This is a genomic window from Flavobacterium riviphilum, from assembly GCF_055231795.1.
In genome coordinates this window covers 402,856-428,856 of the sequence record NZ_JBUYSY010000001.1, presented here as the reverse complement: position 1 = coordinate 428,856, position 26,001 = coordinate 402,856, and the positions used below count along the sequence as shown (strand labels likewise).

19 protein-coding genes are annotated in these 26,001 nt (G+C 35.6%); 10 read left to right on the top strand and 9 right to left on the bottom strand.

Features of this window, described 5'->3' with window-relative positions; translation table 11 throughout:
- Positions 1–42 precede the first annotated feature (42 nt).
- The 4 genes from ACZIX2_RS01900 to ACZIX2_RS01885 form a co-directional block, all read right to left on the bottom strand.
- Positions 43–354 (bottom strand): DUF4286 family protein, encoded by a 312-nt coding sequence (locus ACZIX2_RS01900; protein ID WP_463338381.1) that lies wholly within the window; start codon positions 352–354, stop codon positions 43–45.
- 139 nt (positions 355–493) lie between these two features.
- Positions 494–2,275 carry a tetratricopeptide repeat protein gene (locus ACZIX2_RS01895; RefSeq protein WP_463338380.1) on the bottom strand — a complete coding sequence of 594 codons (1,782 nt, stop codon included), beginning with the start codon at positions 2,273–2,275 and terminating at the stop codon, positions 494–496.
- A 145-nt stretch (positions 2,276–2,420) separates the two neighbouring features.
- Positions 2,421–3,692, bottom strand: a complete 1,272-nt coding sequence (gene serS / locus ACZIX2_RS01890; protein ID WP_463338379.1) for a serine--tRNA ligase — start codon at positions 3,690–3,692, stop codon at positions 2,421–2,423.
- Between the two features lie 170 nt (positions 3,693–3,862).
- The gene (locus ACZIX2_RS01885; protein WP_463338378.1) at positions 3,863–4,987 is read right to left on the bottom strand and encodes a DinB family protein; all 1,125 of its coding nucleotides are present in this window, start codon (positions 4,985–4,987) and stop codon (positions 3,863–3,865) included.
- Positions 4,988–5,295: 308 nt separating this feature from the next.
- Here ACZIX2_RS01885 and ACZIX2_RS01880 point away from each other — a divergent pair, with 308 nt between their 5' ends.
- Complete coding sequence (locus tag ACZIX2_RS01880; RefSeq protein WP_463338377.1) at positions 5,296–5,799, top strand: outer membrane beta-barrel protein; 504 nt, start codon at positions 5,296–5,298, stop codon at positions 5,797–5,799.
- A 70-nt stretch (positions 5,800–5,869) separates the two neighbouring features.
- On the opposite strand, the gene ACZIX2_RS01875 is transcribed toward ACZIX2_RS01880, so the two are convergent.
- The 5 genes from ACZIX2_RS01875 to ACZIX2_RS01855 all read right to left on the bottom strand — a co-directional run bounded on the left by ACZIX2_RS01875 (position 5,870) and on the right by ACZIX2_RS01855 (position 10,699).
- The gene (locus ACZIX2_RS01875) at positions 5,870–6,409 is read right to left on the bottom strand and encodes a DMP19 family protein (RefSeq protein ID WP_463338376.1); all 540 of its coding nucleotides are present in this window, start codon (positions 6,407–6,409) and stop codon (positions 5,870–5,872) included.
- 62 nt (positions 6,410–6,471) lie between these two features.
- Positions 6,472–8,442 (bottom strand): transglycosylase domain-containing protein, encoded by a 1,971-nt coding sequence (locus ACZIX2_RS01870; RefSeq protein ID WP_463338375.1) that lies wholly within the window; start codon positions 8,440–8,442, stop codon positions 6,472–6,474.
- A gap of 146 nt (positions 8,443–8,588) precedes the next feature.
- The gene (locus tag ACZIX2_RS01865; protein ID WP_463338374.1) at positions 8,589–8,789 is read right to left on the bottom strand and encodes a dodecin family protein; all 201 of its coding nucleotides are present in this window, start codon (positions 8,787–8,789) and stop codon (positions 8,589–8,591) included.
- A gap of 103 nt (positions 8,790–8,892) precedes the next feature.
- The gene (locus ACZIX2_RS01860) at positions 8,893–9,468 is read right to left on the bottom strand and encodes a 5-formyltetrahydrofolate cyclo-ligase (protein ID WP_463338373.1); all 576 of its coding nucleotides are present in this window, start codon (positions 9,466–9,468) and stop codon (positions 8,893–8,895) included.
- Positions 9,443–10,699 (bottom strand): pyridoxal-dependent decarboxylase, encoded by a 1,257-nt coding sequence (locus ACZIX2_RS01855; protein WP_463338372.1) that lies wholly within the window; start codon positions 10,697–10,699, stop codon positions 9,443–9,445. The genes ACZIX2_RS01860 and ACZIX2_RS01855 overlap by 26 nt, the downstream gene beginning before the upstream one ends.
- A 228-nt stretch (positions 10,700–10,927) precedes the next feature.
- Between ACZIX2_RS01855 and uvrC the strand changes: the two genes are divergently transcribed.
- The 9 genes from uvrC to ACZIX2_RS01810 all read left to right on the top strand — a co-directional run bounded on the left by uvrC (position 10,928) and on the right by ACZIX2_RS01810 (position 25,750).
- Positions 10,928–12,718 (top strand): excinuclease ABC subunit UvrC, encoded by a 1,791-nt coding sequence (uvrC, locus tag ACZIX2_RS01850; RefSeq protein WP_463338371.1) that lies wholly within the window; start codon positions 10,928–10,930, stop codon positions 12,716–12,718.
- Positions 12,719–12,739: 21 nt separating this feature from the next.
- Positions 12,740–14,947, top strand: coding sequence for a patatin-like phospholipase family protein (locus tag ACZIX2_RS01845; protein ID WP_463338370.1), 2,208 nt, complete (start codon positions 12,740–12,742; stop codon positions 14,945–14,947).
- A 157-nt stretch (positions 14,948–15,104) separates the two neighbouring features.
- A complete protein-coding gene (locus ACZIX2_RS01840) occupies positions 15,105–16,268 on the top strand; it encodes a homogentisate 1,2-dioxygenase (RefSeq protein WP_463338369.1) in 1,164 nt (387 codons plus the stop codon).
- Between the two features lie 115 nt (positions 16,269–16,383).
- Positions 16,384–17,544 carry a 4-hydroxyphenylpyruvate dioxygenase gene (gene hppD / locus ACZIX2_RS01835; protein WP_463338368.1) on the top strand — a complete coding sequence of 387 codons (1,161 nt, stop codon included), beginning with the start codon at positions 16,384–16,386 and terminating at the stop codon, positions 17,542–17,544.
- A 295-nt stretch (positions 17,545–17,839) separates the two neighbouring features.
- The gene (locus ACZIX2_RS01830; RefSeq protein WP_463338367.1) at positions 17,840–18,607 is read left to right on the top strand and encodes a DUF3108 domain-containing protein; all 768 of its coding nucleotides are present in this window, start codon (positions 17,840–17,842) and stop codon (positions 18,605–18,607) included.
- 3 nt (positions 18,608–18,610) lie between these two features.
- The gene (locus tag ACZIX2_RS01825; protein WP_463338366.1) at positions 18,611–19,546 is read left to right on the top strand and encodes a tryptophan 2,3-dioxygenase family protein; all 936 of its coding nucleotides are present in this window, start codon (positions 18,611–18,613) and stop codon (positions 19,544–19,546) included.
- A gap of 21 nt (positions 19,547–19,567) precedes the next feature.
- A complete protein-coding gene (locus tag ACZIX2_RS01820; RefSeq protein ID WP_463338365.1) occupies positions 19,568–20,788 on the top strand; it encodes a peptidoglycan DD-metalloendopeptidase family protein in 1,221 nt (406 codons plus the stop codon).
- A gap of 122 nt (positions 20,789–20,910) precedes the next feature.
- Positions 20,911–22,560: a glucose-6-phosphate isomerase gene (gene pgi, locus ACZIX2_RS01815; RefSeq protein WP_463338364.1), complete on the top strand. Its 1,650-nt coding sequence runs from the start codon at positions 20,911–20,913 to the stop codon at positions 22,558–22,560.
- A gap of 400 nt (positions 22,561–22,960) precedes the next feature.
- Positions 22,961–25,750, top strand: coding sequence for a TonB-dependent receptor (locus tag ACZIX2_RS01810; protein WP_463338363.1), 2,790 nt, complete (start codon positions 22,961–22,963; stop codon positions 25,748–25,750).
- Positions 25,751–26,001 lie beyond the last annotated feature (251 nt).

The following is a 26,001-nucleotide window of genomic DNA, read 5'->3' as shown; positions in this document are numbered from 1 at the left end:
CATCGGGGCTACAACATCATTTGTTCCTAAGGAACTTTTTATTTAATGTTCCGAAATCACTTCTAATTCGGTTCTAAATGCTAGCATTTTATCGCCGAATAGTTTGAGCCCTTCTTCTCGCAAAGCGGGCGCGTCTTCTTGGTAATATTTTTGCAAGGTTGCTCTACTATCAGTGGTGTATTGCACCGAATAGGTTACTCCTCCCATCTCTTCTTCGACCAAAACGCGAACCAATCTAGCATTCGAAAATTTGCCGGTGGCCAACATTTCTGGAATATGCTTGTGCTGCATCCAAATCATCCATTTGTCGTGTACACTTTCGTGTATATTGATCGTTACATTGTATATTATCATGATAAGCCCCCTAACCCCCGAAGGGGAATCCTACTAGGGGAAAGTAGGGTTAAAATTTCACTCTTTTTTATTCTTTATTATTCAATTTAGTTCAAACTCTTATGGTTTCGCTTACTCCCCTTTTGGGGGTGGGGGGCTTTTAGGGCGCTAATATATCGCCTCGTAATTGTCTGAATTTTTTCCTTGCTTCAACAAAGTAAATACTGTCTTGATGGTTAAAAATCATTTTTTCATAAAGCGGTTTTGCTTTTTCGGGGTCGTTTAGGTATTTCACATACAGTTCTGCCGCAAAAAACAAGGCCTCGTCTATATAAATGCCATCACTATGTTGGGTAATAATTGCTTGATATTGCTGTATGGCTTGAGTATAATTGCCTGTTGTCTCATATAGTTTACCCAATCGTAAAAGGGTTACCGCTTCAATTTCTTGTCCCTTGAACTGCTGAAGCATTTTTTGGAAATGTGCAATAGCCTCATCGTTGCGTTTTTGGTACATCAAGTAGTCTCCTTTGGCAAATTGCTTCAAAGCGGTCTGAGTAGAATCGGCAACGGTATTGTCATTAATCAATAAAAAATATTCTAAAGCATCATTGGCAATCAATTGTGTATTGGCAGATTTTAAGGTTTTAAATTGCTTGAGTGCCCATTCAAAATCGGTTTTGAAATAACTGGTTTTGGCTGCTTTAAAACTGGCTTCATGCGCCAAAACGTCATTTTTTAAATCCAATTCAATTTGAGAGTAATAGAGCAGGGCTTGGTTGTATTTTTCTTCAAATAAGAAAATATCGGCCAATTCCATTTTGGCTTCTGCTTTTTGAAGCTCATTGATGGGAAGCTGCATAGCTTGATCAATAATTGCCCTAGCTTCTGTAGGCTTTTTGAGGTAAAAAGCGGTAAAATGGGCTTGAATCAATTGTAATTTTAAAGTGAATGGATTGATTTCAAATTGTTGTAATAGGTTGTGTAACTTCGTTGCTATGTTTGGGTAATCTGCGGGTTGGGCTTTGGCCAATTGCATTTCGATCAAATAGGTATTGGCTTTAATTTGGAGGTCTAAGTCCATAGTGTTTTCTAAAACGTAAGTCAGTATTTCTGTTGCTGACTCGGTTTGATTCTCTTCAATAGCCATCTGACCAAGATTCACAATATCATTTAACGATTCCGGTTGGCGTTTGTAAATGGCCTTTTCTTGAATAAAGGCTTTGCCAAACTCTTTTTGTTGTACATAAAACCAACTTAAATATTGATTCCAGAAAATATCTTGATTTTTCTGGGTACGTAAAATCAAAGCTTTTTTTAAAGCTTCGGCAAAGGTAAGATCGGCTTCGTCAGACATATAACGAGACAACTGATGCTGAATCAAATTGGAGTTTTGAGGGTTGATGAAGGCCTCGTCTAAAAACGTTGTTATCATCAAATCGGTTTTGCCTAGTTGACCATAGAGTAGAGCCAATTGATAATTGAAATTAAAAGTAGGCTCCATTTGTGCCGCTAATTGATAAGCTTTTACTGCGTAGTCTAAGAGTACTTTTTTTTCAAAGGAATTGGCAACACCATATACTTCATTGGGATTTGATGAAATGCTTTCGAGTGCTTGATCGTAATAATTTTTGGCTTTCGAATCGTTTTTTTGCAATTGATGATTGTATCCCAAATCGACCAATAAGAAACTTTGTTTGTATTTAGAATACCGTGTTTGTATGGTTTTTTCAGCCAAATCGTATTGTTGTAATTGCTGATAACAGTCTACGGCTCTTTGAAAAAATTGTGAGTTTTGCGGGCTACTTTTTAGCAACTCTTCATACCCTAATTTGGCCTTTTCAAAATCTCCTTTTTCATAATAATATTGGGCCAATTGCTCGTTTTGAGAAAAACAAATCCATGAAAAAAACAGTGCGATATGTAGAAAGAGTTTTTTCATGGGTTACAAAATTATTTAACCATATAAGGCATGTAAGAACATTTGAGAATCAAGTTGGTACTAAAACTTAGCTTTTTTGTTAAAAATTAAATCATTGAAATCAGCCAACTGAAATGACCTTAGATGCCTTATAGGGTAATTTATTTTAGTCAATTATATCAAAACCACAATACGGACGTAACACTTCTGGAATTACGATTCCGTCTGGAGTTTGGTAGTTTTCTAATATTCCGGCCAACACTCTTGGTAATGCCAAAGAACTTCCGTTCAAGGTATGCGCCAATTGATTTTTTCCGTCTTTGTCTTTGAAACGTAATTTCAAACGGTTGGCTTGGAAAGTTTCAAAATTGGATACGGATGAAATCTCTAACCAACGGTCTTGTGCAGTTGAAAACACTTCAAAATCATAGGTCAATGCCGAAGTGAATCCCATATCTCCTCCGCATAAACGCAAAATTCTATATGGTAACTTTAATTCTTGTAATATTGATTTCACATGTTCTACCATACCATCCAAAGCTTCGTATGATTTTTCTGGATGTTCGATACGTACAATTTCTACTTTATCAAATTGGTGCAAACGGTTCAATCCACGTACGTGTGCCCCATAAGAACCTGCTTCACGACGGAAACAAGGGGTGTACGCCGTGCATAAAATTGGCAATTCGTTTTCGCTTACAATAACATCTCTAAACAAGTTGGTTACTGGCACTTCAGCAGTTGGAATTAAGTATAAATCATCAACCGTTGCGTGATACATTTGGCCTTCTTTATCCGGCAATTGTCCAGTTCCGTATCCTGAAGCTTCGTTTACCAAATGAGGTACTTGCATCTCTTTGTAACCAGCAGCTGTGTTTTTATCTAAGAAGTAATTGATCAAAGCACGTTGTAAACGAGCTCCTTTTCCTTTATAAACCGGGAATCCCGCACCGGTGATTTTTACCCCCAATTCAAAATCGATAATGTCATATTTTTTAACCAATTCCCAATGCGGTAGGGCTCCTTCAAATAAGGCCGGAATATCACCTTCTTGAAATACATTAAGATTATCATCAGCTGATTTCCCGTTTGGAACAATATCAGCAGGAAGATTGGGTAAGGTATATAGTTTTTGAGTGAGTTCTTCGGCAAATGCATCGGCTTTTTCAGCAAGTTCTTTGCTTTTCTCTTTCAAAACGGCGGTTTTTTCTTTTAGCGAAGTGGCTTGTTCTTTTTGTCCACTTTTCATGAGTTCGCCTATTTCTTTGGACAATTTATTAGATTCGGACAAGGTGTTGTCTAGCGCTACTTGAGTAGCTCTGCGTTGTTCGTCCAATTGTACCACTTCATTTACAAGGCTTGTAGCATCGATGTTTCTTTTGGCTAAAGCGTTGATTACTTTTTCTTGATTTTCTCTAATAAATGCGATTTGTAACATAGTTTCGTTTTTAACTCGTGTATTTAATGCAATTTGCGTCCACAAATTTAAGCAAAAGTTAGGGAAGTACTAGACAAAGTTTTGGGAAAAGGTTTCCCGATTTTGAATCAAAAAAAACCTTCTTCGATTTATCTGCAAAGAAGGTTTACTTTTTTCAAAATTGACAGGGATTAATTTTTAATCTTCTGTTCTAAAATCACTTCTTTTTGAGGTGGGATTCGTTTTTTCAGGAACAAGATTTGTCCCAAATGACTGGATTGGTGCTCCATTACATGAAACCAGCAGAAATGATTGGTTACTTCTTCTTTCATCACTTGTTGATTAAACCAAGCATCATCTCTTTTCTTTAGTTCTTCAATGGTTTTATTCCGTACCTCATTATAGATGTTTAAATAGTATTGAATTTCATGTCCTTTCCATTCATCTCGTCCCCCTTTGTCGAGTTCTAGAGCAGTGCCCCATTTTGCTTGCTCTTCGGGAGTAAAATCTCTATTCTCGAATGTTAGTACTTGATAATATTTTTCGGCAGCAGCCAAATGCATAATTAGTGAACCGATTCTATTGGCTTTTTCGTCATGCAAATAGTCAATTTCGTATAGACTCATGTTTTTCACTGTACGCTCTACCCTATCTTTTAAATCTTCAAGCATCGAAATCATTGCTCCAATTTGAGGTGAAGCGCCTTCAATATTTCCTATTTTACCAGTTTCTTTAACTACAATTCCTGTACCTTCCAGCAGTAAACTTGTATTGCCAGCAACAGCACTTTTATCTAGTTTAACACTATATTCTTTGACTTTTGTAATCTTACCTTTTCGAGTGCCAAATTCCCATTTTTGAATTTCTCCATTTTTAAGAGGCAATTCAAAACTAGCATTCATTATAGCATAGGGCTCTAATACGCCTTTAGCATTTTCTATGAAAAGTTCGAATTTGTCAAAATAGAATTTACCGTTGTACGAACACAAGCCTCCAAAATTCAACGCTTTTGAATTCTCGTCAATGGTTCCTTCTATCGTGCAAGATTGCCAACTATTAGATTTGATAGGTCTATCTCCCATATTATCAAAGAACCCCAATTCGTCATTTTTGTTATCAACTCTTGACCAAATTCCAGCCCAAGCTTTCGGTTCGCTACTTTCGACTTTTACAGATGCGACTACTTTGAATTTCTTTTTTACTTTGTTTTGAATATCAATGGTCTGACGGAATGCCACCCAATCATTAGAGATAGCGTTTTGAGCATATATAAAACCGACAATAAAACAAAAGACTAGGGTTGTTAATTTTTTCATTCCTCTAAATTTATTATATAAAACTGAAAATCAATAGATTGCTGTTTTGTTTTGTTTAAATCCTAAATTTAAAACTATTTTCAATAACTCCAAATTTGTATGTATAAACAAGTAGAAATTTTGGTTAAAATGCACTTTTAGTTCAATTTTGCCTAATGTAAACTTTAAAGGATATCATGTCTTTTTTTGACAAACTTAAACCACTAGTAGTAAATGTGTTATCGTTTGCCAAAAGTCAAAACAATAAATATGTTAAGAAAATAGCTTGACTTAGTCTATTTTTGTCCCAAACTTTTTAAACCATTACAATGAAAAAAAATTTTTTTTTAGCCTTTTTATGTCTATCAGCAGTTAGTGTTTTTGGTCAAGCGCCCTTAGAGAAAGGTGGCTTGCAATTGAATGCAGGATTAGGAACTTCGGGTTGGGGAACCCCTGTTTATGTGGGTCTTGATTATGGTCTTGGTAATAACTTTACATTGGGTGGTGAATTGTCTTATCGTAACGATGATGAGCGTTTTGACGGGAATGATTATGATTATTCGGTAACAGGAATTGGCGCTAATGTGAATTATCATTTTAATGAAATTCTAGGAATTGCTAGAGAGTGGGATTTTTATGCAGGTTTAGGATTAAACTATTACACTTGGAATTACAAAAATGGTAAATATTATGGTAGCCAAGATTCTGATATAGATTTAGGAGCGCAAATTGGAGGAAGATATTTCTTCAATAATAATTTTGGTATTAATATCGAAGCTGGTGGTGGAAATACCGTTAGTGGAATGAAAATTGGCATTACTTATAAATTTTAGTATGTAACTATTCAAAACAGAAAAGCCGTTTGATATGTCAAACGGCTTTTATTTTTTAGGATACTAAGTATTATTGTCTTTTTATTTCATGACCTAAATAAGCTTCAAGTTTGGTAAACATTTCTTCTACAGAAAGCACCTCACAATCAGGATGTGATTTTAGAAAGTTTGCGTTTAAGGTTACGAGATTTTCATCGATTTCGAAAAACGTATCATCAATAAGCAAATCGCGAATAGGGTTTACACCTTCAATTTTGTTTTTTAGAAACTTCTGTAGTTTGACACTGCTCATCAATTGTACTTTTTTGGATAGTTTTTGAAACAATTCCAAATGTTTTTCAGCCCCAATTAAGGATAAGCCTTCTTCAATGCATTCGTTCAATTCTTTATTCCATCCCGAATGATGTACGAATTGCGCAAAATTACCTGTCAAATATTGAGTGTAATAATAATCCAAGTAGTAACTGGTAATGGCATCTTCATGAATGTATTCGTCATCAATTCCTTCTTCTCGCATCAAATTGATAACCGATATATTAGAGTGAATACAATCTTGTAGATTTTCACTATTGAAAGCTGTATTTGAAATCAATATTTTTCCGAATTCCATAGGGTATGTGTTTTGTAAATTGCGTTAGGTCAAACCCAATTTTTGGATTTGATGAAAAGGTTTTAATTAAATAGATCGTCGATATTGAGTGAATCTATTGGAATTTGAGTACTATCTGGAGCTTTTAATTTTAGTAAAGATTTGGCTGGGCCTGATAATAACAATACTTTGGATTTATATATAGAGTCTTCAGGGTTCAAAAGGCCTCTTTTGTTCATTAAATTGGTAAGATAAGAATGTTGTTTTAAAGCAAAAGTTTTGAGTAATCCTTGATCATCAAATTGATACATGAATTTTTTTGGACTTGGGATGATTCGAGCCAAAAATAAACTTTCCACCAAATCTAATTCGGCGGGTGTTTTTTGAAAATAAAAACGACTTGCTTCGCCAATACCGTACACATCGGGTCCCCATTCGATGATGTTGAAATACACTTCGAGCATTCTCTCTTTGCTAACAATGCGATTGTTTTCTAAAATGTACACCAACAAAATTTCTTCTAATTTTCGTGATAAGGTTTTTTCACGGGTTAAAAACGCATTTTTTACCAATTGCATACTAATAGTACTAGCACCTCTGGCAAATTTCTTGGTGCGAATATTTTTAATGATTGATTGTTTAAACGCCTCATTGATAAAACCTCGGTGTGAGAAAAAGGATGGGTCTTCGGTTGTCAATACGCTATTTTTCAAATAAGGCGAAATTTGATCCAATGGGGTATAATCAGGATTTTCGGCACCCACCAATATAGGACGTTGTAGTACATTTTTAATAATGGCTCGGTACACAAATTCGCCGTTGAGTTTGGTCAAATTCGCTTTGCCGTATTTAGTAATTTGGAAATTTTCTTTATTGAGTTTTGTATTGAATACCAATTGGTTGGGTTTGTTTTTGTTGAATTTAAAATCCAATGTAAAATCAAATTTCCCTTTAGCCTCCATTCCTTTGAAATTAGTAAAAAGACCTTCGGGTAACGATACAATAAAGTCCTGAGCTTTCATTTTTGGAATGGATAACTGCATTTTGTATATCGTATCCGATTCCGTTTCGTAGGCTAAGTAAGGATGCAGTTTGATTTTGTTCAATTGGAGCGTTGAGCTCTTATCAATTGAGATAAAATCGGCTCCCAATAGAAATCGGTAATCAAATCTAGCATTTTCAATCACTACATCTTTATTAGCAATTTTAGGATGATTTACGTTTAAATTGGTTATAGTTGCAAAACCATCTAAATGGAGCTCACCCATAGATTTGTCTATGTTTTGTACATTGATTCGAATAGAGTCGAAACTTGATTTTAGGTTATATCTTTCGTCTACATATGGCAAACGGATCGCGCCAGTATCTTTGTTAAAAATTCTGAAATCGGTAGTTTTTTGCCTTGGATTTGCTATACCTTTTATCAATAGATTTTGATTAAACGTTCCTGTTTTAACCTCAATAGCGGCGTTGAGTTGTTGCTGGTTTAGGGAAAGCTTATCAAAATTTAGCGTTGTTTTTTTGCCATTGTCATCAATTTTAAGCGCAATTTTATCAACCTTCATGGTTGTAGGTACTAAATTGAGCAAACGATTAATCATTCGATAGGTTGTAGCTGCATAATCGGTTTTACGGTCTGAATTTTCAAGATTAATTTCTTCTTCCTTTTTTAAAAAGGCGTCAAAATTTCTTTTCTTTCCTTTTTTGGTGAGTTGAAGATAGCCATCTTGAATCTCTAATGATTCCAATTGAATGTTTCCTATAAATAAATTAAAAAAACTAATGTGGGTTTTTAATTTTTTGATTTTTAGAAGGGTATCCGCATCTTTTGGAGCTAGGATTACTTGATCTAATTCTACACCATTTAATCCGTCAAAAGCAGCTTTTTTGATGCTAAAGGTGCTGTTGTATTGTTGTGCCATAGTGGTGGACGCCTTATCTAAAGCTTGGTCTAGTAAAGTGTCTCGGAAAACTATAAAACCTGCAATCAATAGGATAATACAAGTAGCAACTATTTTGGTAACTAAAAGAAGTTTCTTTTTATTAAAATGCATTTGAAAAGGGTTCAATTTTGAGGTGCAAAATTACCTTTTTTTTATGTTAAGTTAAATTTAAAAATTATGGTGTTGTGCCTGAAAATGAAGTCATAAAAAAACCAGTGATTTTTTCACTGGCTAAATTTTAACAAGATGATAGGTTATTAGTCTAACTCAAAAGTAATTTTCAGATTAACTCTAAATTCAGAAACACTTCCATCTTTTACTGTTGCGCTTTGGTCTTGTACATACACTGAACGAATGTTTTTTACCGTTTTTGAAGCTTTTTCAACCGCTTTTTTTGTTGCATCTTCCCAGCTTTTCTCTGAACCAGAAAGGACTTCGATTACTTTTAAAACTGCCATGATTTTGAATTTAAAATTAGAAACTGGATTGGAAAAATAAATTTCAACCTAAAATTACAAATTTTTTTTGTTTTAATAATCAAAAAATCAAATAGTTACGATTTTATTGTGGGGTGCTAAATTCCCAAATTTTTTTTGGCGTAATACAATAATCGAGTTGAATATCATTGGGATGAATGTCGTCTATTGAATCTTCGGCTTCAAAAAAGGAAAGTCCAATTTTTAAGGTTTCTGGGCTGCATTCGGCAAGGAATTGATCGTAAAACCCTTTGCCGTATCCTACACGATTGCCCATTATGTCATAAGCTAATAACGGTATAAAAACCACTTCGATTTGTTTGGATTGCACTTCTATTCCAGAGATTGGTTCTGGAATGCCATAAGCGTTTTTTACGATTTTCGTGTTTTCAGTCAACAAAAAATGCGTCATTTTTCGGGTATCGAAATCCGATTTTGAAATCAATACTTCTTTGTCTTTTCCGGCCAAAATATGCAACAAATACTCGGTATTGACCTCTTTTTGAGAGGCTATGGGTAAAAAAACATGAAAATACGTTTTGTTCCAAATGGGCAACTTTAGGGAACTATTGGCAATGGCCAAACTCATTTGCTCAATAGCATCTTCAGTCAATTCTTGACGGAGTGTTTTGTATTTAAGCCGTAACTCTTTTTTCTGCATGCAATGACACTTTTAATTCGGCAATAAAAGTACTCAAATGATCCACTTCTACGTGGTCCATAAGTACAATTTTATACCAATGGTTGTCTCCTTGATGTTGCTGAGGGACCAAATCATATTTTTCAGCCAATTTTGGATCGATGTTTTGTGCTTCGAGTGTTACAATATTCATATGTGGTTCACGGAAGTAAGAAATATTGAGTGCATCCAACTGTTGACATAAAAATTGAGTACGCATTTGCAGAATACTAATTTTTTCGAACCATCCATGAGGGCCATAAGCAAACAAAATCATCCAAACCGCTACAGCATTTGAACCAGAACGGCTTCCGCAAAGCGTCAGGTCCATACCTTCAACATATTCAGCTTCTTTGGTCAAAACGTTTTCTATCAGTCCTTTTCGACTAATGAAAATTCCAGTTCCATAAGGCGATTGCAGCATTTTATGCGCATCGATAGTAATAGAACTAATTTTTGGATTGCTAAAGTTAAGCGTTGAGTTTGGATTGCTAAACGGATATACAAATCCGCCGTAGGCGCCATCAACGTGCAGTTTGTATTCTAAACCATATTTTTCAAAAACGGAACAATATACTTCTGGATTATCTACTGATCCAAACATAGTAGTACCCATATTGGAAACCGCAATAAAATATTTTTTGCCTTTGTTTTTGGCCTCAACAATGCTTTGTTCTAAAGCAGTTGTGTCAATTTCTCTTTGATGAAAAGAAACGGGAACTTTAATCCAATCTAACATTAAAACATTGGATCCTTTAGCAATGGAGTAATGTGTATCCTCTGAGGCTACAATGGCAATTTCGTGCAATTGGGCTCCTTTTTGATACATAAAAAAATTGCGGTACATCCAGATAGCCTGAATATTAGCTTCGGTTCCACCTGGAGAAATATAACCGTCAAAGTCATTAGGAGTTGCTTTAAATATGTCTACTGCAATGACATTTAAAACCTCTCTTTCAATTTCTTGAGTGCCTTTAAATGCTTTTTCTGAAGTTCCAAGCGTGTGACATCCAATGTGGTTTGGGTTGGCCACATAGGTTTGCAAGGTAGGAGCCTCTTTTAAAAACGGGGCGTCGTCATAAAATACTTTTCCATCGAGTTTAGAGGCTGGATAACCTAAGGAAATGTCTTTGGCAAAATTTACATTTTCATCTAAGGCTTGTTGAATACGTGTTTTGCGTTCTTTTTGATCAAGTTTTTTCCAGAATTGCATATTCTTTTTTGTTACAAAGGTAAAGGCCATGAGGGTTTCATAAAATGATTTTTGTTAGGTTTTAGAGGATTAAGTGCTTGTGGTTGAGTTTTGTTTTAGGATGCAACAAAAAAGTTGATTAGCTCTTGGTTTTCGTTCCAGCGATTGAAAGGAATTCAAGCTTCTTTCTTTTCGATTCCAATTCCTAATTAGTAAATTTGTTTTGAAAAAAACTATTTTCCCATCAACATGACGTCTCCTTCTATTGCACTACAAATACAAACGCTTCCGGATAATCCAGGGGTATACCAATATTATGATAAAGAAGGTAAAATTTTGTATGTAGGCAAAGCCAAAAACTTAAAAAAAAGGGTGTCTTCCTATTTTAATAAAGTGCATGACACGGCCAAAACCAATGTGCTGGTCAAAAAAATTGTGACTATAAAGCACATTGTGGTTCCTACAGAATCCGATGCGTTGTTGTTAGAAAATAACTTAATCAAAACACTTCAGCCTCGTTATAATGTCTTGCTTCGCGATGACAAAAGTTACCCTTGGTTGTGCATCAAAAAAGAACCTTTTTCGCGTATTTTTTCTACTCGAAGAATGATCAAAGATGGATCGGAATATTTTGGCCCTTATACGAGTTTCAAGACCGTAAATACGATTTTGGAATTAATCAAAGAGTTGTATCCGCTCCGGACTTGTAATTTCGATTTGAGCCAAAACAACATCAATAGCGGTAAATTTAAAGTGTGTTTAGAATACCATATTGGCAATTGCAAAGGTCCGTGCGAAGGCTTCGAAAGCTTGGAACATTATCAAAAGCAAGTAGATGCGATTCGCGAAATCCTTAAAGGGAATTTCAAAGAAAGTTTAAAAGACTTTAAACGAATGATGATGGAATTGGCCAGCGAAATGCGGTTTGAAGAAGCACAAAAAATAAAAGAAAAAATTGAAGTTTTAGAAAATTATCAATCCCGTTCTACTATTATCAATCCAAAGATTACTAATGTGGATGTGTTTTCGATTGTTTCGGATGAAAGCGCTGCTTTTGTGAATTTCTTGCAAATTTCTCACGGTTCGATTATTCGTTCGCATACTATGGAAATCAAGAAAAAATTGGAAGAAACCGACGAAGAGTTGTTGGAATTAGCTATTGTAGAACTTAGAGAACGATTCCACTTGTTGTCTAGAGAAGTGATTGTACCATTTGCTATTGATTTGGGTGAGCGCATCAAAGTTACAGTGCCACAATTGGGCGACAAGAAACAGATATTGGATTTGTCTATTCGTAATGCCAAGTTTTATCGCATAGAGCAACTCAAGCAATTGCAGATTGTTGACCCAGATCGCCACACCAATCGCATAATGGCGCAAATGCAAAAAGACTTGCGAATGCCTGTCGAGCCAAGACATATAGAATGTTTTGATAATTCGAATATTCAAGGTACAAATCCGGTTTCGGCTTGTGTGGTTTTTAAAGATGGGAAACCCAGCAAGAAAGATTACCGTCATTTTAATATCAAGACCGTCGAAGGACCCGATGATTTTGCTTCGATGATGGAGGTTGTGTACCGCCGATACAAACGATTATTGGAAGAAAACGAACCTTTACCACAATTGATAATCATTGATGGAGGAAAAGGACAATTATCTGCTGCCTTGAAAAGCATTGATGAGCTAGGATTGAGAGGAAAAATTACCATTATTGGCATTGCCAAACGATTAGAGGAACTCTTTTTTCCTGGGGATTCCATTCCTTTGTATTTGGATAAAAAATCAGAAACACTAAAGGTGATTCAGCAATTGCGCAACGAAGCTCATCGATTTGGGATCACGCATCATCGTGACAAACGAAGCAAAGCAGCCTTGAATTCTTCCATAGAAAGCATTCCAGGAATAGGCGAAAAAACGATGACAACTCTTATTCAGCACTTTAAAAGTGTTAAAAGATTGCAATTGGCTACCGAAAAAGAAATTTCTGAGGTAATTGGGGTTTCAAAAGCCAAAAAAATTTACGACTTTTACAAGAAATAAAGTCCTACTAAAATACACGTTATGAATAAACTAACCTATTTATTGTTATTAGTTGTTAGTCTACATTCATTATGGGCGCAGGAACCCGTAAAGCGCCCAAAAATTGGTTTAGTATTAAGTGGAGGAGGGGCCAAAGGATTTGCACATATTGGAGCCTTAAAAGTAATTGAGGAAGCGGGTATTAAAATTGATTACATAGGAGGGACAAGCATGGGAGCAGTTGTTGGAGGATTGTATGCTTCGGGATACAATGCGGCTCAAATTGATTCGGTTTTTCACAATACCAATTTTGATGAGTTAATCAATGATTATGTACCGAGAAGGTATAAAAACTTCAATGAAAAACACAATGACGAATGGTATGCCTTCGTTTTGCCTTTTACCAATTTCAAAATTATGATTCCCGAGGCCTTATCCAAAGGGATTTATAGTTTTAATTTGATGAGTAGACTTACAAGAAATGTAAAAGACATCAAAGATTTTAATGAGTTACCTACTCCTTTTTTGTGTATTGGTACTGATATCGAAAAAGGAGAACAAGTGGTACTAAATAAAGGAGATTTGGCCAAGGCCATGTTAGCTAGTGCCGCATTTCCCTCTTTATTCGCTCCAGTAGAAATTGACGGAAAATTACTTATTGATGGTGGGGTACTCAACAATTACCCTTTGAATGAAGTAAAAGCCTTAGGTGCCGATATTATCATTGGAATAGATGTGCAAGAAGGACTCAAAGATCGAACAGTGCTTCGGGATGCTACCAAAATCTTAGTGCAGATTAGCAATTTGAGCATGATCGAAAAGATGAAAGAAAATGTCAAAAACACTACTGTTTATATCAAACCCGATATACGCGATTATGGGGTAATCTCTTTTGATAAAGGCAAAGAAATCATCAACAAAGGGGAAGAAGCCGCTTTTGTGGTCTTTGAAGAATTAAAAAAATTAGTCACTCCCGAAACCTTTTACCGAAAACCCAAACTCAAGATTATCTCGGATAGTATTTTTGTAACAGAAGTAGAAGTTAATGAATTAAAAAATTACACTCCAGCTTATGTGAAAGGGAAATTGCTTTTCAAACCCGGTACCGTAATTACTTATGATAAACTGCATAGTGGTATAAATTCTTTGAGTGCTACCGAAAATTTCAATACAATAACCTATTCTTTAAAACCCAATGGTTATGGCGAAACCTTAGCATTAGAGGTCAAAGAAAACGAAACCAAGACCTTGTTGAAATTTGGACTTCATTATGATGGATTATACAAAAGTGCCGTTTTGGCCAACATTACACAACGCAAGCTGTTTTTCAAGAATGATGTTACCTCGCTAGATGTTATTGTGGGAGATAATTTGAGGTACAATCTAGATTATTATGTAGACAACGGTTTCAACATTAGTCTTGGAATCAAATCCAATTTTAATCAATTCAACCGAAGGATTGCCGACGCAATCACTGGCGCAAGCACTAAGAATGGAGAATTACCTTTGGTGAATCTCGAATATAATGAATGGAATAATCAAATATATTTTCAATCTGTTTTTGTACAAAAATATCTAATTGGAGGCGGATTTGAATACAAACATCTTAAAATTATACCTGTTACAACCGCTATCAATGCCTTAAACTATGACAACAGTAGTTATTTAAGCGCTTTTGGTTACCTGAAGTTTGATGCTTTAAATCGAAAATATTTTCCCAGCAAAGGTTGGGCATTTATGGGCGATGTACATTCGTATCTAAACTCCTCGGATTATTCAAAAACATTTAATCGATTTTCCATTTTTAAAGCGGACTTTACCATTGCTGCGACGCTCTTGCCTAAGTTTACTTTAAAATTTCAAACCGATGCAGGACTTAGTGTTGGCAAACCAAGTGTGCCGTTTTTACATTTTTTATTAGGAGGCTATGGTTTTAATCCTATCGCTAATTTTAGACCTTTTTATGGGTATGATTTTTTAAACATCGGGGGCGATAGTTATATTAAAAGTTCCGTTGCCATTGATTATGAGTTTTACAAGAAAAATCATATCAATTTTGCAGCTAATTATGCCAATTTAGGCGATCGAATTTTTAATTCATTAGAAAGTTGGGTTCAATGGCCTACTTATTCTGGATATGCTTTTGGCTACGGATTAGAAACCGTTTTCGGTCCTATAGAGCTCAAATATTCCTGGTCTCCAGAACAATCGAAAGGGTATTTGTGGTTTTGTTTAGGTTATGTGTTTTAATCTTAAAAAATATCAAAATAAATTACGATATTTGCTTTCATGAAAACAAAATGGCCAGGTTTATTAGATTATCTGCAATTTCTGATTAAAAGGAATCCAGAATGAGTATACTATTTTTTAAGGAATACAATTAGGTTGAATCTAAATTTTTTAAAAAATGCCAATATATCATAAACTAGGAGATTTTCCTCAAAAACGCCACGTACAATTCGAGAAACCTGATGGGGGATTGTATTACGAACAATTATTCGGGACCGAGGGTTTTCATGGCCATTCGTCACTATTATATCATGTACACCGACCGACTCAGGTCAAAGAAATATTAAAGTCTTATTCGGTAGAACCCAAAATTGCTATCGGTAAGAATATCAAATCGCTATTGTTAAAAGGATTTGAACTACAACCCGAAATCGATTTCTTAGAAAGCCGCAAACCTATGTTGGTCAATAAAGATTGCACCATTGGTTTAGCTGCTCCAACAGCATCCTTGCGCTCTTTTTTTTATAAAAATGCCGATGCCGATGAAATGATTTTCATCCACAAAGGAAGCGGAACGCTAAGAACAATGATGGGTAATATTCCTTTTGAATATGGAGATTATCTTATAATCCCTCGCGGAATGATTTATCAAATCGATTTTGATACTACAGAAAATCGCTTGTTTTATGTAGAATCTTTCGCGCCTTTCTATACTCCAAAACGATACAAAAACGAATCAGGTCAGCATTTAGAGCACGCTCCTTTTTGCGAACGCGATTTCAAATTGCCAACAGCGTTAGAAACGCATGACGAAAAAGGGGATTTCTTAATCAAAATAAAAAAAGAAGGGATGATGCACGAGGTGGTCTATGCCACGCATCCTTTTGATGTTGTGGGTTGGGATGGTTATAACTTTCCTTATGGCTTTAGCATCCACAACTTCGAGCCTATAACTGGTCGCGTGCACCAACCACCACCAGTACACCAAACCTTTGAAACATCTACTTTTGTAGTATGTTCTTTCGTGCCTCGTTTGTACGATTATCATCCAAAAGCGATTCCTGCACCATACAATCATAGCAATATTGATAGCGATGAGGTATTGTATTATGTAGATGGTGATTTTATGAGTCGTAATAATATCGAACAAGGTCACATCACTTTACATCCAAAAGGAATTCCTCACGGGCCAGCACCAGGAGCTATGGAACGAAGCATTGGTCAAACCATCACACAAGAATTAGCCGTAATGGTCGATACGTTTCGTCCTTTAATGGTTACCGAAGAAGCGATGGGGCTTGATGACGGACAGTACTACAAATCTTGGGTGGAAGCCCCCTAGCCCCCAAAGGGGAATAATATCAATTATTCCAAAATAAAATTTTTAAATCAATTTAACTATAAATCCTATTTACCCCTAATAGGAATTCCCCCTTTGGGGGTTAGGGGGCTTAATTATGGCAAAAGAAGTACAATCAGTAGAATACGGATTAGAGAAAATATTTGAAGGAGCACAAGATTTCCTTCCATTAATGGGAACCGACTACGTAGAATTTTATGTGGGTAACGCTAAACAAGCCGCTCATTTTTATAAAACCGCTTTCGGATTTCAATCGCACGCGTATTGCGGTTTAGAAACAGGCTCAAGAGACAAAGTTTCTTATGTGCTAAAACAAGACAAAATCCGTTTGGTATTGACTACCGCTCTTACTAGTGAATCTCCAATTGGAGAGCACGTAAAAAAACACGGCGATGGCGTAAAAATCGTGGCGCTTTGGGTAGAAGACGCTCGTAAATCTTTTGAAGAAACTACCAAACGTGGCGCAAAAGTATACATGGAACCTACCGTAGAAAAAGACGAATTTGGAGAAGTAGTTCGCGCTGGAATTTATACTTATGGCGAAACCGTACATATGTTTGTAGAGCGTAAAAACTACACAGGTCCTTTTCTTCCAGGTTTTGTAGAATGGAAATCGGATTATAATCCTACTCCTGTTGGACTAAAATACATCGACCACATGGTAGGAAATGTGGGTTGGAACCAAATGAACGTTTGGGTAAAATGGTACGAAGACGTGATGGGATTTGTGAATTTCCTTTCTTTTGATGACAAACAAATCCATACCGAGTATTCTGCTTTGATGAGTAAAGTAATGAGTAATGGTAACGGACGAATTAAATTCCCAATCAACGAACCCGCCAAAGGAAACAAGCGTTCACAAATTGAAGAGTATTTAGATTTTTATGAAGGAGCAGGCGTGCAGCACATTGCCATTGCTACTGATGATATTATTACTACAGTAACTGAGCTTAGAGCTCGTGGTGTAGAGTTCTTATCACCACCGCCTCATGCGTATTACGAAGCCATTCCTGAGCGTTTGGGCGAGCACATGAATATGATGAAAGAGGATTTAGCCGTTATCGAAAAGTTAGCCATTATGGTGGATGCTGATGAAGATGGGTATTTATTACAAATCTTTACCAAGCCAGTTGAAGACCGTCCTACCTTGTTTTTTGAGATTATTCAACGAATGGGAGCCAAAGGTTTTGGAGCAGGAAACTTCAAAGCTTTATTTGAATCGATAGAAAGAGAGCAGCAATTGCGAGGTACGTTATAATTTTAAGTTTTTATTGCATAATCAAAAATAATAATCAAATCAAATACTAAAAATTTGCAAACGATGTGTTAAACTCTGTTTTTGTTGCTGGATAAAATGGATTTTTGCTCTATCTTTGTACTCGCAAATGAAAGGGGTGGTTTCCTTTCATGAGTATTATAAATTTCATAATTTATAGTTTTTTGGTTAGTTAATAGCATAAAAACCCGGTCATTAATTTGACTGGGTTTTTTTGTTTTAATACATTTGGGGTTTTTTACTTTGTCAGATCGATTATAGAGAGTCCGTTCAACCGATGAGAAAACTAATAATACTGTTCTTATTTCTAGTCACCGTTAGTTTTGGTTCTCAAGACCAAGGGGCTTTTGAAAATGGGGAGTGGTTTAAATTTAGAATACATTATGGTTTTGTAACTGCCGGTTTTGCTACCCTAGAAGTAAAAGAAACCGTCATGAATCAAAAACCGGTATACCATGTTGTAGGAAGGGGCTATACCACTGGGATGTCGCGATTTTTTTTTAAAGTCGATGACTTATATGAGAGCTATTTTGATAAAATCACGGGTTATCCCTATCAATTCGTAAGAAAAATTGATGAAGGGGGCTACACCAAAAATCAAGAAGGATTTTTCAATCAATCCACACTCAAAGTGCTTGTGAAAGACTACAAACACAAAAAAGAAAGCACTTTTACCTTTCCCAAAGGAACGCAAGACATTGTTTCAACTTTTTATTACCTCCGTAATTACCCCACGATTGATAAAATGAAAATTGGAGAATCTGTAGCGATAGACATGTTCTTTGATAATGAAACTACAAAGTTTAAGTTAAAATTCCTCGGCATTGAGAATATTACAACTAAATTTGGCAAAGTATCGGCCATGATTTTTCGACCTATTGTGCAATCCGGACGTGTTTTTAAGGAAAAAGAAAGCATGACCGTTTGGATTTCTAATGACCAAAATAAAGTTCCATTACGTATTCAAGCAGATTTGGTTGTAGGAGCCATAAAGGCAGATTTGGAGGCCTACAAAGGAATTAAATACCCTTTAAAAGTAAAATAACAAATGATTTTTTCAGAAAATATAACTTCCATTTTAGAAGAGATTGACCAAAAATATCAATCCATAAATCAAAAAACAGCGACTCATTTAGAAGGGTTGCTTTGGGCTAAACCTATTACTTATTGGGATTATATTCAAACCGATGCGTTATTGAATTTACAAACACAACGTACGACATTGCCCGACGAAATGGTATTTATTATGTACCACCAAGTCAATGAATTATTGTTTAAAATGATTTTATGGGAAATGCAGCAAATTTCTCATACTACTCCTATTGAAACCGCTTTTTTTACCGAACGTCTCATGAGAATTAGTCGGTATTTCACCATGCTAACTACCTCATTTGATATTATGGGCGAAGGCATGGAAGTGGAACAGTACATGAAGTTTAGAAATACCCTGACCCCAGCCAGTGGATTTCAAAGTGCACAGTATCGGCTTATTGAATTTGCTTCAACAGATTTAATCAATTTGATCGATGCAAGATTTAGAGCGACTATAGATCGCAACACCCCATATGAGCATGCTTTTGAACATTTGTATTGGCAAGCTGCGGGCAAAGATCATGCAACTGGTGAGAAATCGTATCTCTTGTTAGAATTTGAACGAAAATACAAGTCTCTTTTTATTGCTCAGATGAAGGAATACAATACCATCAATCTTTGGCAGAAGTTCAAACAATTACCCGAAGAAGATCAAAAAAATCCTGAACTAAGAAATGCGATGCGGGAGTATGATTACACCGTTAATATTACTTGGGTAATGCAACATTTAAATACAGCCAAAAAATATATAGAGGGCAGTGGAATTGGTGATGGAGCAGCAACTGGTGGAAGTGATTGGAAAAAGTACATGCATCCAATGTACCAAAGACGTATTTTTTTTCCAGAATTATGGAGTGAAGAAGAGTTGGCCAATTGGGGAGTTGAAAATTAATCGATTAAATTGTTTATTACCTTGAAACGTTTTGTTATTCTAGTTATTGTTGTGATTTTTGGTTTTTCGTGCACGAAAAAAGAAGAAGTATGGAGTGAAATCAAAACAAAACCCATTTCAAAAAAGAAAGAATTTGGCTTTACGTATGCTGAGTTTAATGTGGTTCATGATACCATACAAAGTGGAGATACTTTTGGAACCATTCTTCAACACCAAAACATTGGGGACAGAAAAGTTTTTGAGTTAGTAGCTCAAATTAAAGATTCGTTTAATGTAAGAAGCATCCGCAATAATAAACCTTATACTTTACTTCGATCTAAAAATAAAACTAAAGCACTTCAAGTTTTTATCTACCAACCCGATGCGCTTCGATATTATGTTGTGGATTTGCGCGATACAGTGGCAAAAGCTTATATGCGTACCAAACCCATCACGATTCGAAAAAGAACCATTGGAGGGGTACTCAAAAGTTCGCTCTCGGAAACGCTAGAAAGTGAAAATATTGATCCCGGTTTGGCTAGCAAAATTGCTAAAATCTATGCCTGGTCTATCGATTTTTTCAAACTAAAAAGAGGCGATCGTTTTGCATTGTCTTTCACCGAACGCTATATTAATGATTCTATCTATGATGGTGTGGATAGTTTGCAGGCTTCTTTTTTTGAGTACAAAGGGAAAATTATTTATGCCTTTCCTTTTGTAGCCAATTCCAAGTCAAACAAGATTGAATATTATAACGAAGAAGGAAAAGGATTGAAAAACTTTTTTCTGAAAACCCCCATTAAGTTTAGTCGCTTAACCTCTCGATTTTCTGCGAATCGTTTTCATCCCGTGCAACAACGATGGAAAGCACATAAAGGAACGGATTACGCTGCGCCACATGGTACACCTATCACAACCACGGCTTCGGGGGTGGTTGAACAAACGGGCTACACAGCAGGAAATGGTAATTTTGTGAAAGTAAAGCATAACGGGACTTATGCAACCCAATACTTGCATATGTCTAGGATATTAGTGAGACGAGGACAGCGTGTAACACAAGGACAACCTATTGGTTTGGTTGGGAGTACCGGTCTGGCTACTGGACCACATGTGTGTTATCGTTTTTGGAAAAATGGAGTGCAAGTTGATCCGCTACGTTTGAAATTGCCCAATGGCGAACCGCTCACAGGCGCCACTAAAGAGCGTTATTTTAAGCAAATCAAACCGTTGAAATGGGAATTGGATAGTGTAGCTAATCTTTAAAGAATTGTTAAATATCTATCGTTTTCGTAGATTTTTTAGTGGTTTTAGCCTGGCTTTTTTAGCATTTAGAAGTTAATTGCTTAATTTTGTATTCCTTATATAAACATACAAAACTTAAGCATATGGCCTTACATACTATCAATCCGACGCAAACTGCAGCGTGGAAAAAATTACAAGCTCACTTCTCTACTATTCAATCGGTTACCTTACAAGAATTGTTTGAAAAAGAGACCCATCGAGCGGCTCAATTTTCTATTAACTGGAATGATTTTTTAGTTGATTTTTCAAAAAACAACATCAATCAAGAAACGGTACAGCTTTTAATTGAATTAGCCAAAGAATGTGGTTTGGAATCTGCTATTGCTAGCTATTTTCAAGGAGAATTGATTAATCAAACCGAAAACCGCGCAGTTTTGCATACAGCCTTAAGAGCCAAAGCAGATGCGGTTATAAATGTAGAAGGTGTCAACGTAATTCCTGAAGTATATGAAGTGAAAGCAAAAATCAAAGCTTTTACTGAAGAGGTAGTAGCTGGTACACGTAAAGGATATACCGGAAAAGCATTTACAGACATTGTAAACATTGGAATTGGAGGTTCAGATTTAGGTCCAGTAATGGCGGTTGAAGCGTTACAATTTTATAAAAATCATTTGAATGTTCATTTTGTTTCCAATGTAGATGGAGACCATGCCAATGAAATCATCAAAAAATTAAATCCCGAAACTACTTTATTCGTAATAGTTTCTAAGACTTTTACTACACAAGAAACCTTGACCAATTCCGAGACCATAAGAAAATGGTTTTTACAATCGGCTAGTCAAGAAGATGTTGCGAAACATTTTGTGGCCGTATCAACCAATCTTCAAAAAGTGACTGAGTTTGGGATTAATCCAGATAATGTTTTCCCAATGTGGGACTGGGTAGGAGGTCGTTTCTCTCTTTGGAGTGCCGTAGGTTTATCCATAAGTTTGGCTGTTGGCTATGACAATTACGAAGCGTTGTTAGGGGGAGCCAATGAAATGGACGAACATTTTAAAAACACTTCTTTTGAAAATAATATCCCTGTAATTTTAGCAATGCTAAGCGTTTGGTACAATAACTTCTATGGGGCCGAAAGCGAAGCGCTCATTCCATATACTCAATATTTACAAAAATTGGCTCCTTATTTACAACAAGGAACGATGGAAAGTAATGGAAAAAGCATAGGTCGTGATGGGAAAGCAGTGGATTATCAAACGGGCACTATAATCTGGGGAGAACCAGGAACCAATGCACAACATGCCTTTTTTCAATTGATGCATCAAGGAACCAAGTTAATCCCTACGGATTTTATTGGTTTTGTAGAACCTTTGTATGGCGATTGGAATCACCACGATAAGTTAATGTCTAATTTCTTCGCGCAAACGGAGGCTTTGTTGAACGGGAAAACAGCAGCACAAGTACAAGCAGAGTTTGATAAACAAGGGCTTTCTGCTGAAAAAGCAGCTTATTTGTTGCCTTTTAAAGTGTTTACTGGTAACAAACCAACCAATACCCTTTTAATCCAAAAATTAACACCTGCTTCTTTAGGGGCTTTAATTGCCATGTATGAGCACAAAATTTTTGTGCAAGGTGTTATTTGGAATATTTTCAGTTTTGATCAGTGGGGAGTGGAATTAGGAAAACAATTAGCTAATTCTATTTTAGACGAAATTGAAACTGAGACTGTAAAAACACACGACAGTTCGACTACCTTATTGTTACAACATTTTCTTAAAAATAAGAAAAAGTAATCTATAAATAAACTACTTAAAAGTCTCGAATGGTCTTTCTATTCGAGGCTTTTTTTTTGGAACAAAACTGATTCTGTGTTAGTTTTATTTTTTTTTGACTCAACATTGGTTTTAACAATATTTTTTGTTACATCGTTTGAAATTAAGTAATAATTAAGAAAGGGGTAGCTATCTTTTTTTACAATGCACAAAATCAGTATTGATAAAAAGCAATGGATGTAATATACTCTTAAATTTATTCCACTCAAGTTGTTAAATTAACTTAAATCACTAGCAATTTACTAATAGTTTCTGTTTTAAGATAGCGTTAACTCTACTTAATATTAAATTAACACCGAACCTTTTTTAATGGTTGAATTTTGCAAAAAATTAATTTTTAAACAAAAACAACACAAAAAAAATGAAGAAAATTAAGAATTGGGTGCTTTTCTGCATGATGTTTTTTGCTTTTTCTACAGCATTTTCACAAGGAAAAATTACAGGGAAAATTAGTGATAACGAAGGATCATTACCAGGTGCAAACATTGTGATAAAAGGATCTTCAATTGGAACTACAACTGATTTTGATGGAAATTTTACTTTAACCACAACTACAAATTCTGGAGAATTGGTAATATCTTTTCTTGGATTTGAAACAAAAACGGTGCGGTTTACTGTGGCCAATGGTACTACAAAAAATATTGGAACAATTGTATTGAGTTCTAATTCTAATGAATTAAAAGAAATTGTTATTAAAAGTACGGTAATTGATGTGGCCAAAGACCGAAAAACACCAGTTGCAGTATCGACCATTAAAGCTGCTGAAATTCAAGAAAAGTTAGGATCTCAAGAGTTTCCAGAAATTTTGGCCAACACTCCTTCGGTGTATGCTACAAAATCAGGGGGTGGATTTGGTGATTCTAGAATCAACATTCGTGGTTTTGATCAAAAAAATATTGCCGTAATGGTAAACGGAATGCCAATTAACGATATGGAAAATGGTGCAGTATATTGGAGTAACTGGGCGGGATTGTCTGATGTGACATCGGCCATGCAAGTGCAAAGAGGTTTAGGATCTTCCAAATTAGCCATTTCATCGGTAGGAGGTACTATAAATGTAGTGACTAGAACGTCAGATATGAAAGAAGGAGGTTCTGTATTTACAGGTTTTGGAAATGACAGTTATTTAAAAACCTTAGCTACTTATTCAACCGGTGTGTTAGATAATGGGCTATCTGCTTCTGTACTTTTTAGTCGTACTACAGGAGACGGATATGTAGACGGAACTAAGTTTGAAGGGTACAACTATTTTGTTGGTTTAGGTTATCAAACGAAAAATAAAAAACATAATTTTCAATTTACATTTACTGGTGCACCGCAATGGCACAACCAAAGAAGTAATGCACCAACGATTAGCAGTTATTTAAAGTATGGTTCAAATGGAGAACCTAATATCAAATACAATTCGGATTGGGGATATGCGAATGGGGAAGAATTTGGATTCAGAACAAATTATTACCACAAACCTATTATGTCTGTAAACTGGGAGTACGATATAAATGAAACGACTAAATTATCTACAGTTATTTATGGCTCTTGGGGTCGTGGAGGAGGAGCTAATGGTACGGGTGCTATTGCTGGTAACAGATTTTTCTCAGATGCACTTAGAACTGCTGATGGTTTGATTGATGTTGATTTGATTCGTGCCTACAATTCAGGTCAGCCAGTTACTATAGGTGGAAAAACTTACACAAGAACACAAGTAAACGGAGCTTTTGAAAGTACGTCTTCTTCGGCTAACAATACTACAAATGGTATTAGCCAAATTGCCTCAGTAAATTCTCATGATTGGTACGGTGGGGTAATGAATTTGAACAAAAAATTAAACCAAAACTTCACCTTTGATTTTGGAATAGATGCTAGAGCTTATCGAGGAATGCATTATCAGACTTTGATAGATTTAATGGGGTCAGATCGTTATTCTGATGGTTCTAATGTTAATAATGTAAATGCTTCTGGGGTAAAAGTACCAAATTTAATCTCGAATACTACTGCAGCAAGACCCAACTGGAATCCTTTTTATAGCGCTAATGAACAGCCTAGAATCACCTACAACAATGATGGCTTGGTACGATGGTATGGTGCCTTTACACAATTAGAATATAGTAAAGATAATTTAACCGCTTTTGTTCAAGGAGCAGTGTCTCAACAAGGGTTTAGAAGAGACGATTTCTTCAAATATGCTTCAACGGATAATTTGGCATCAACCGATTATAAAAATATTTTAGGTGGAAACATCAAAGGGGGAGCCAACTATAATATTAACGAAAAGCATAATGTGTTTGTCAATGCAGGTTATTACTCGAAACAACCTTTCTTTAATGCGGTATATCCAAATAATGCCTCTTTAGTGAATGATAACTTGACCAACGAAAAAATTCTAGGTTTAGAAGCTGGGTATGGTTTCCGTTCGCAATACTTTAATGCCAATGTAAACGTGTATCGTACTTCATGGAAAGATAGATATCAAAGAGCCTCAGATCAAGCAGTGGATAATCCTGGAGGATATTATGATTTTTCTGGAATTACTCAAATCCACACTGGGTTTGAATTAGAGGCCAATGCTAGAGTGACTGAGAAGTTAAAAGTAAACGGGATGTTCTCTATAGGGAATTGGGAGTATGATGGTAACATTGAAAGCAGTAGATTTGACAATGCCAATAATCCATTAGGTGGTGGAAGCACAACAACTTTATATTTAGACGGTGTTAAAGTGGGTGATGCGGCTCAATTGACCGCAGCTGTAGGGGCAACCTATGAAGTTGTAGAAAGAGTTAGTGTAGATGCCAACTATAGATTCTCAGATCGTTTGTATGCTTCTATTTCTCCAGATAACTTCAAAAATGCAGAACATAAAGGTTCTTTAGAACTACCTTCTTATGGATTATTAGATGCTGGTGTTTCTTACAAACTTTTATTAGGGAAACATAAATCACAATCTTTAAATTTCAGATTGAATGTGAATAATGTTTTAGACAAAACCTATATCGCAGAATCTAGAACCAATATTTTTGCAACAGATATAGCTCCAAATTCAGGAGGGAAAACCTATGAAGAATTAGGAAAAACTTATCAAGGTGTAGCAGATGCTAATCAAGTATTCTTTGGTTTTGGAAGAACATGGAATTTTAGTTTACGATACAACTTTTAAAAAAGTAAATCAGATTGTTTTGCAACCGCCTCAAACGAGGCGGTTTTTTTTATTGTGTTAAAAAAATAAAGTAAGAAAATATTTCGCATTAATAAAATATTCAGCCAAACTTTGTGCTAATTTTACCTACGTTAATTGTAGAATTAATGTTGATTTCAAATGGAGTCCTCCTAAACATTTAATTTATATCATGTGATAATGGCATAAAAATATCATATTGACAAAGATTATCGGGGCAAATCAAGGTTTAG

Bases quoted from the DNA above. Each gene is read 5' to 3' on its own strand.
- ACZIX2_RS01900 (WP_463338381.1), bottom strand. From the start codon at position 354: ATGATAATATACAATGTAACGATCAATATACACGAAAGTGTACACGAC.
- ACZIX2_RS01895 (WP_463338380.1), bottom strand. From the start codon at position 2,275: ATGAAAAAACTCTTTCTACATATCGCACTGTTTTTTTCATGGATTTGT.
- serS (WP_463338379.1), bottom strand. From the start codon at position 3,692: ATGTTACAAATCGCATTTATTAGAGAAAATCAAGAAAAAGTAATCAAC.
- ACZIX2_RS01885 (WP_463338378.1), bottom strand. From the start codon at position 4,987: ATGAAAAAATTAACAACCCTAGTCTTTTGTTTTATTGTCGGTTTTATA.
- ACZIX2_RS01880 (WP_463338377.1), top strand. From the start codon at position 5,296: ATGAAAAAAAATTTTTTTTTAGCCTTTTTATGTCTATCAGCAGTTAGT.
- ACZIX2_RS01875 (WP_463338376.1), bottom strand. From the start codon at position 6,409: ATGGAATTCGGAAAAATATTGATTTCAAATACAGCTTTCAATAGTGAA.
- ACZIX2_RS01870 (WP_463338375.1), bottom strand. From the start codon at position 8,442: ATGCATTTTAATAAAAAGAAACTTCTTTTAGTTACCAAAATAGTTGCT.
- ACZIX2_RS01865 (WP_463338374.1), bottom strand. From the start codon at position 8,789: ATGGCAGTTTTAAAAGTAATCGAAGTCCTTTCTGGTTCAGAGAAAAGC.
- ACZIX2_RS01860 (WP_463338373.1), bottom strand. From the start codon at position 9,468: ATGCAGAAAAAAGAGTTACGGCTTAAATACAAAACACTCCGTCAAGAA.
- ACZIX2_RS01855 (WP_463338372.1), bottom strand. From the start codon at position 10,699: ATGCAATTCTGGAAAAAACTTGATCAAAAAGAACGCAAAACACGTATT.
- uvrC (WP_463338371.1), top strand. From the start codon at position 10,928: ATGACGTCTCCTTCTATTGCACTACAAATACAAACGCTTCCGGATAAT.
- ACZIX2_RS01845 (WP_463338370.1), top strand. From the start codon at position 12,740: ATGAATAAACTAACCTATTTATTGTTATTAGTTGTTAGTCTACATTCA.
- ACZIX2_RS01840 (WP_463338369.1), top strand. From the start codon at position 15,105: ATGCCAATATATCATAAACTAGGAGATTTTCCTCAAAAACGCCACGTA.
- hppD (WP_463338368.1), top strand. From the start codon at position 16,384: ATGGCAAAAGAAGTACAATCAGTAGAATACGGATTAGAGAAAATATTT.
- ACZIX2_RS01830 (WP_463338367.1), top strand. From the start codon at position 17,840: ATGAGAAAACTAATAATACTGTTCTTATTTCTAGTCACCGTTAGTTTT.
- ACZIX2_RS01825 (WP_463338366.1), top strand. From the start codon at position 18,611: ATGATTTTTTCAGAAAATATAACTTCCATTTTAGAAGAGATTGACCAA.
- pgi (WP_463338364.1), top strand. From the start codon at position 20,911: ATGGCCTTACATACTATCAATCCGACGCAAACTGCAGCGTGGAAAAAA.
- ACZIX2_RS01810 (WP_463338363.1), top strand. From the start codon at position 22,961: ATGAAGAAAATTAAGAATTGGGTGCTTTTCTGCATGATGTTTTTTGCT.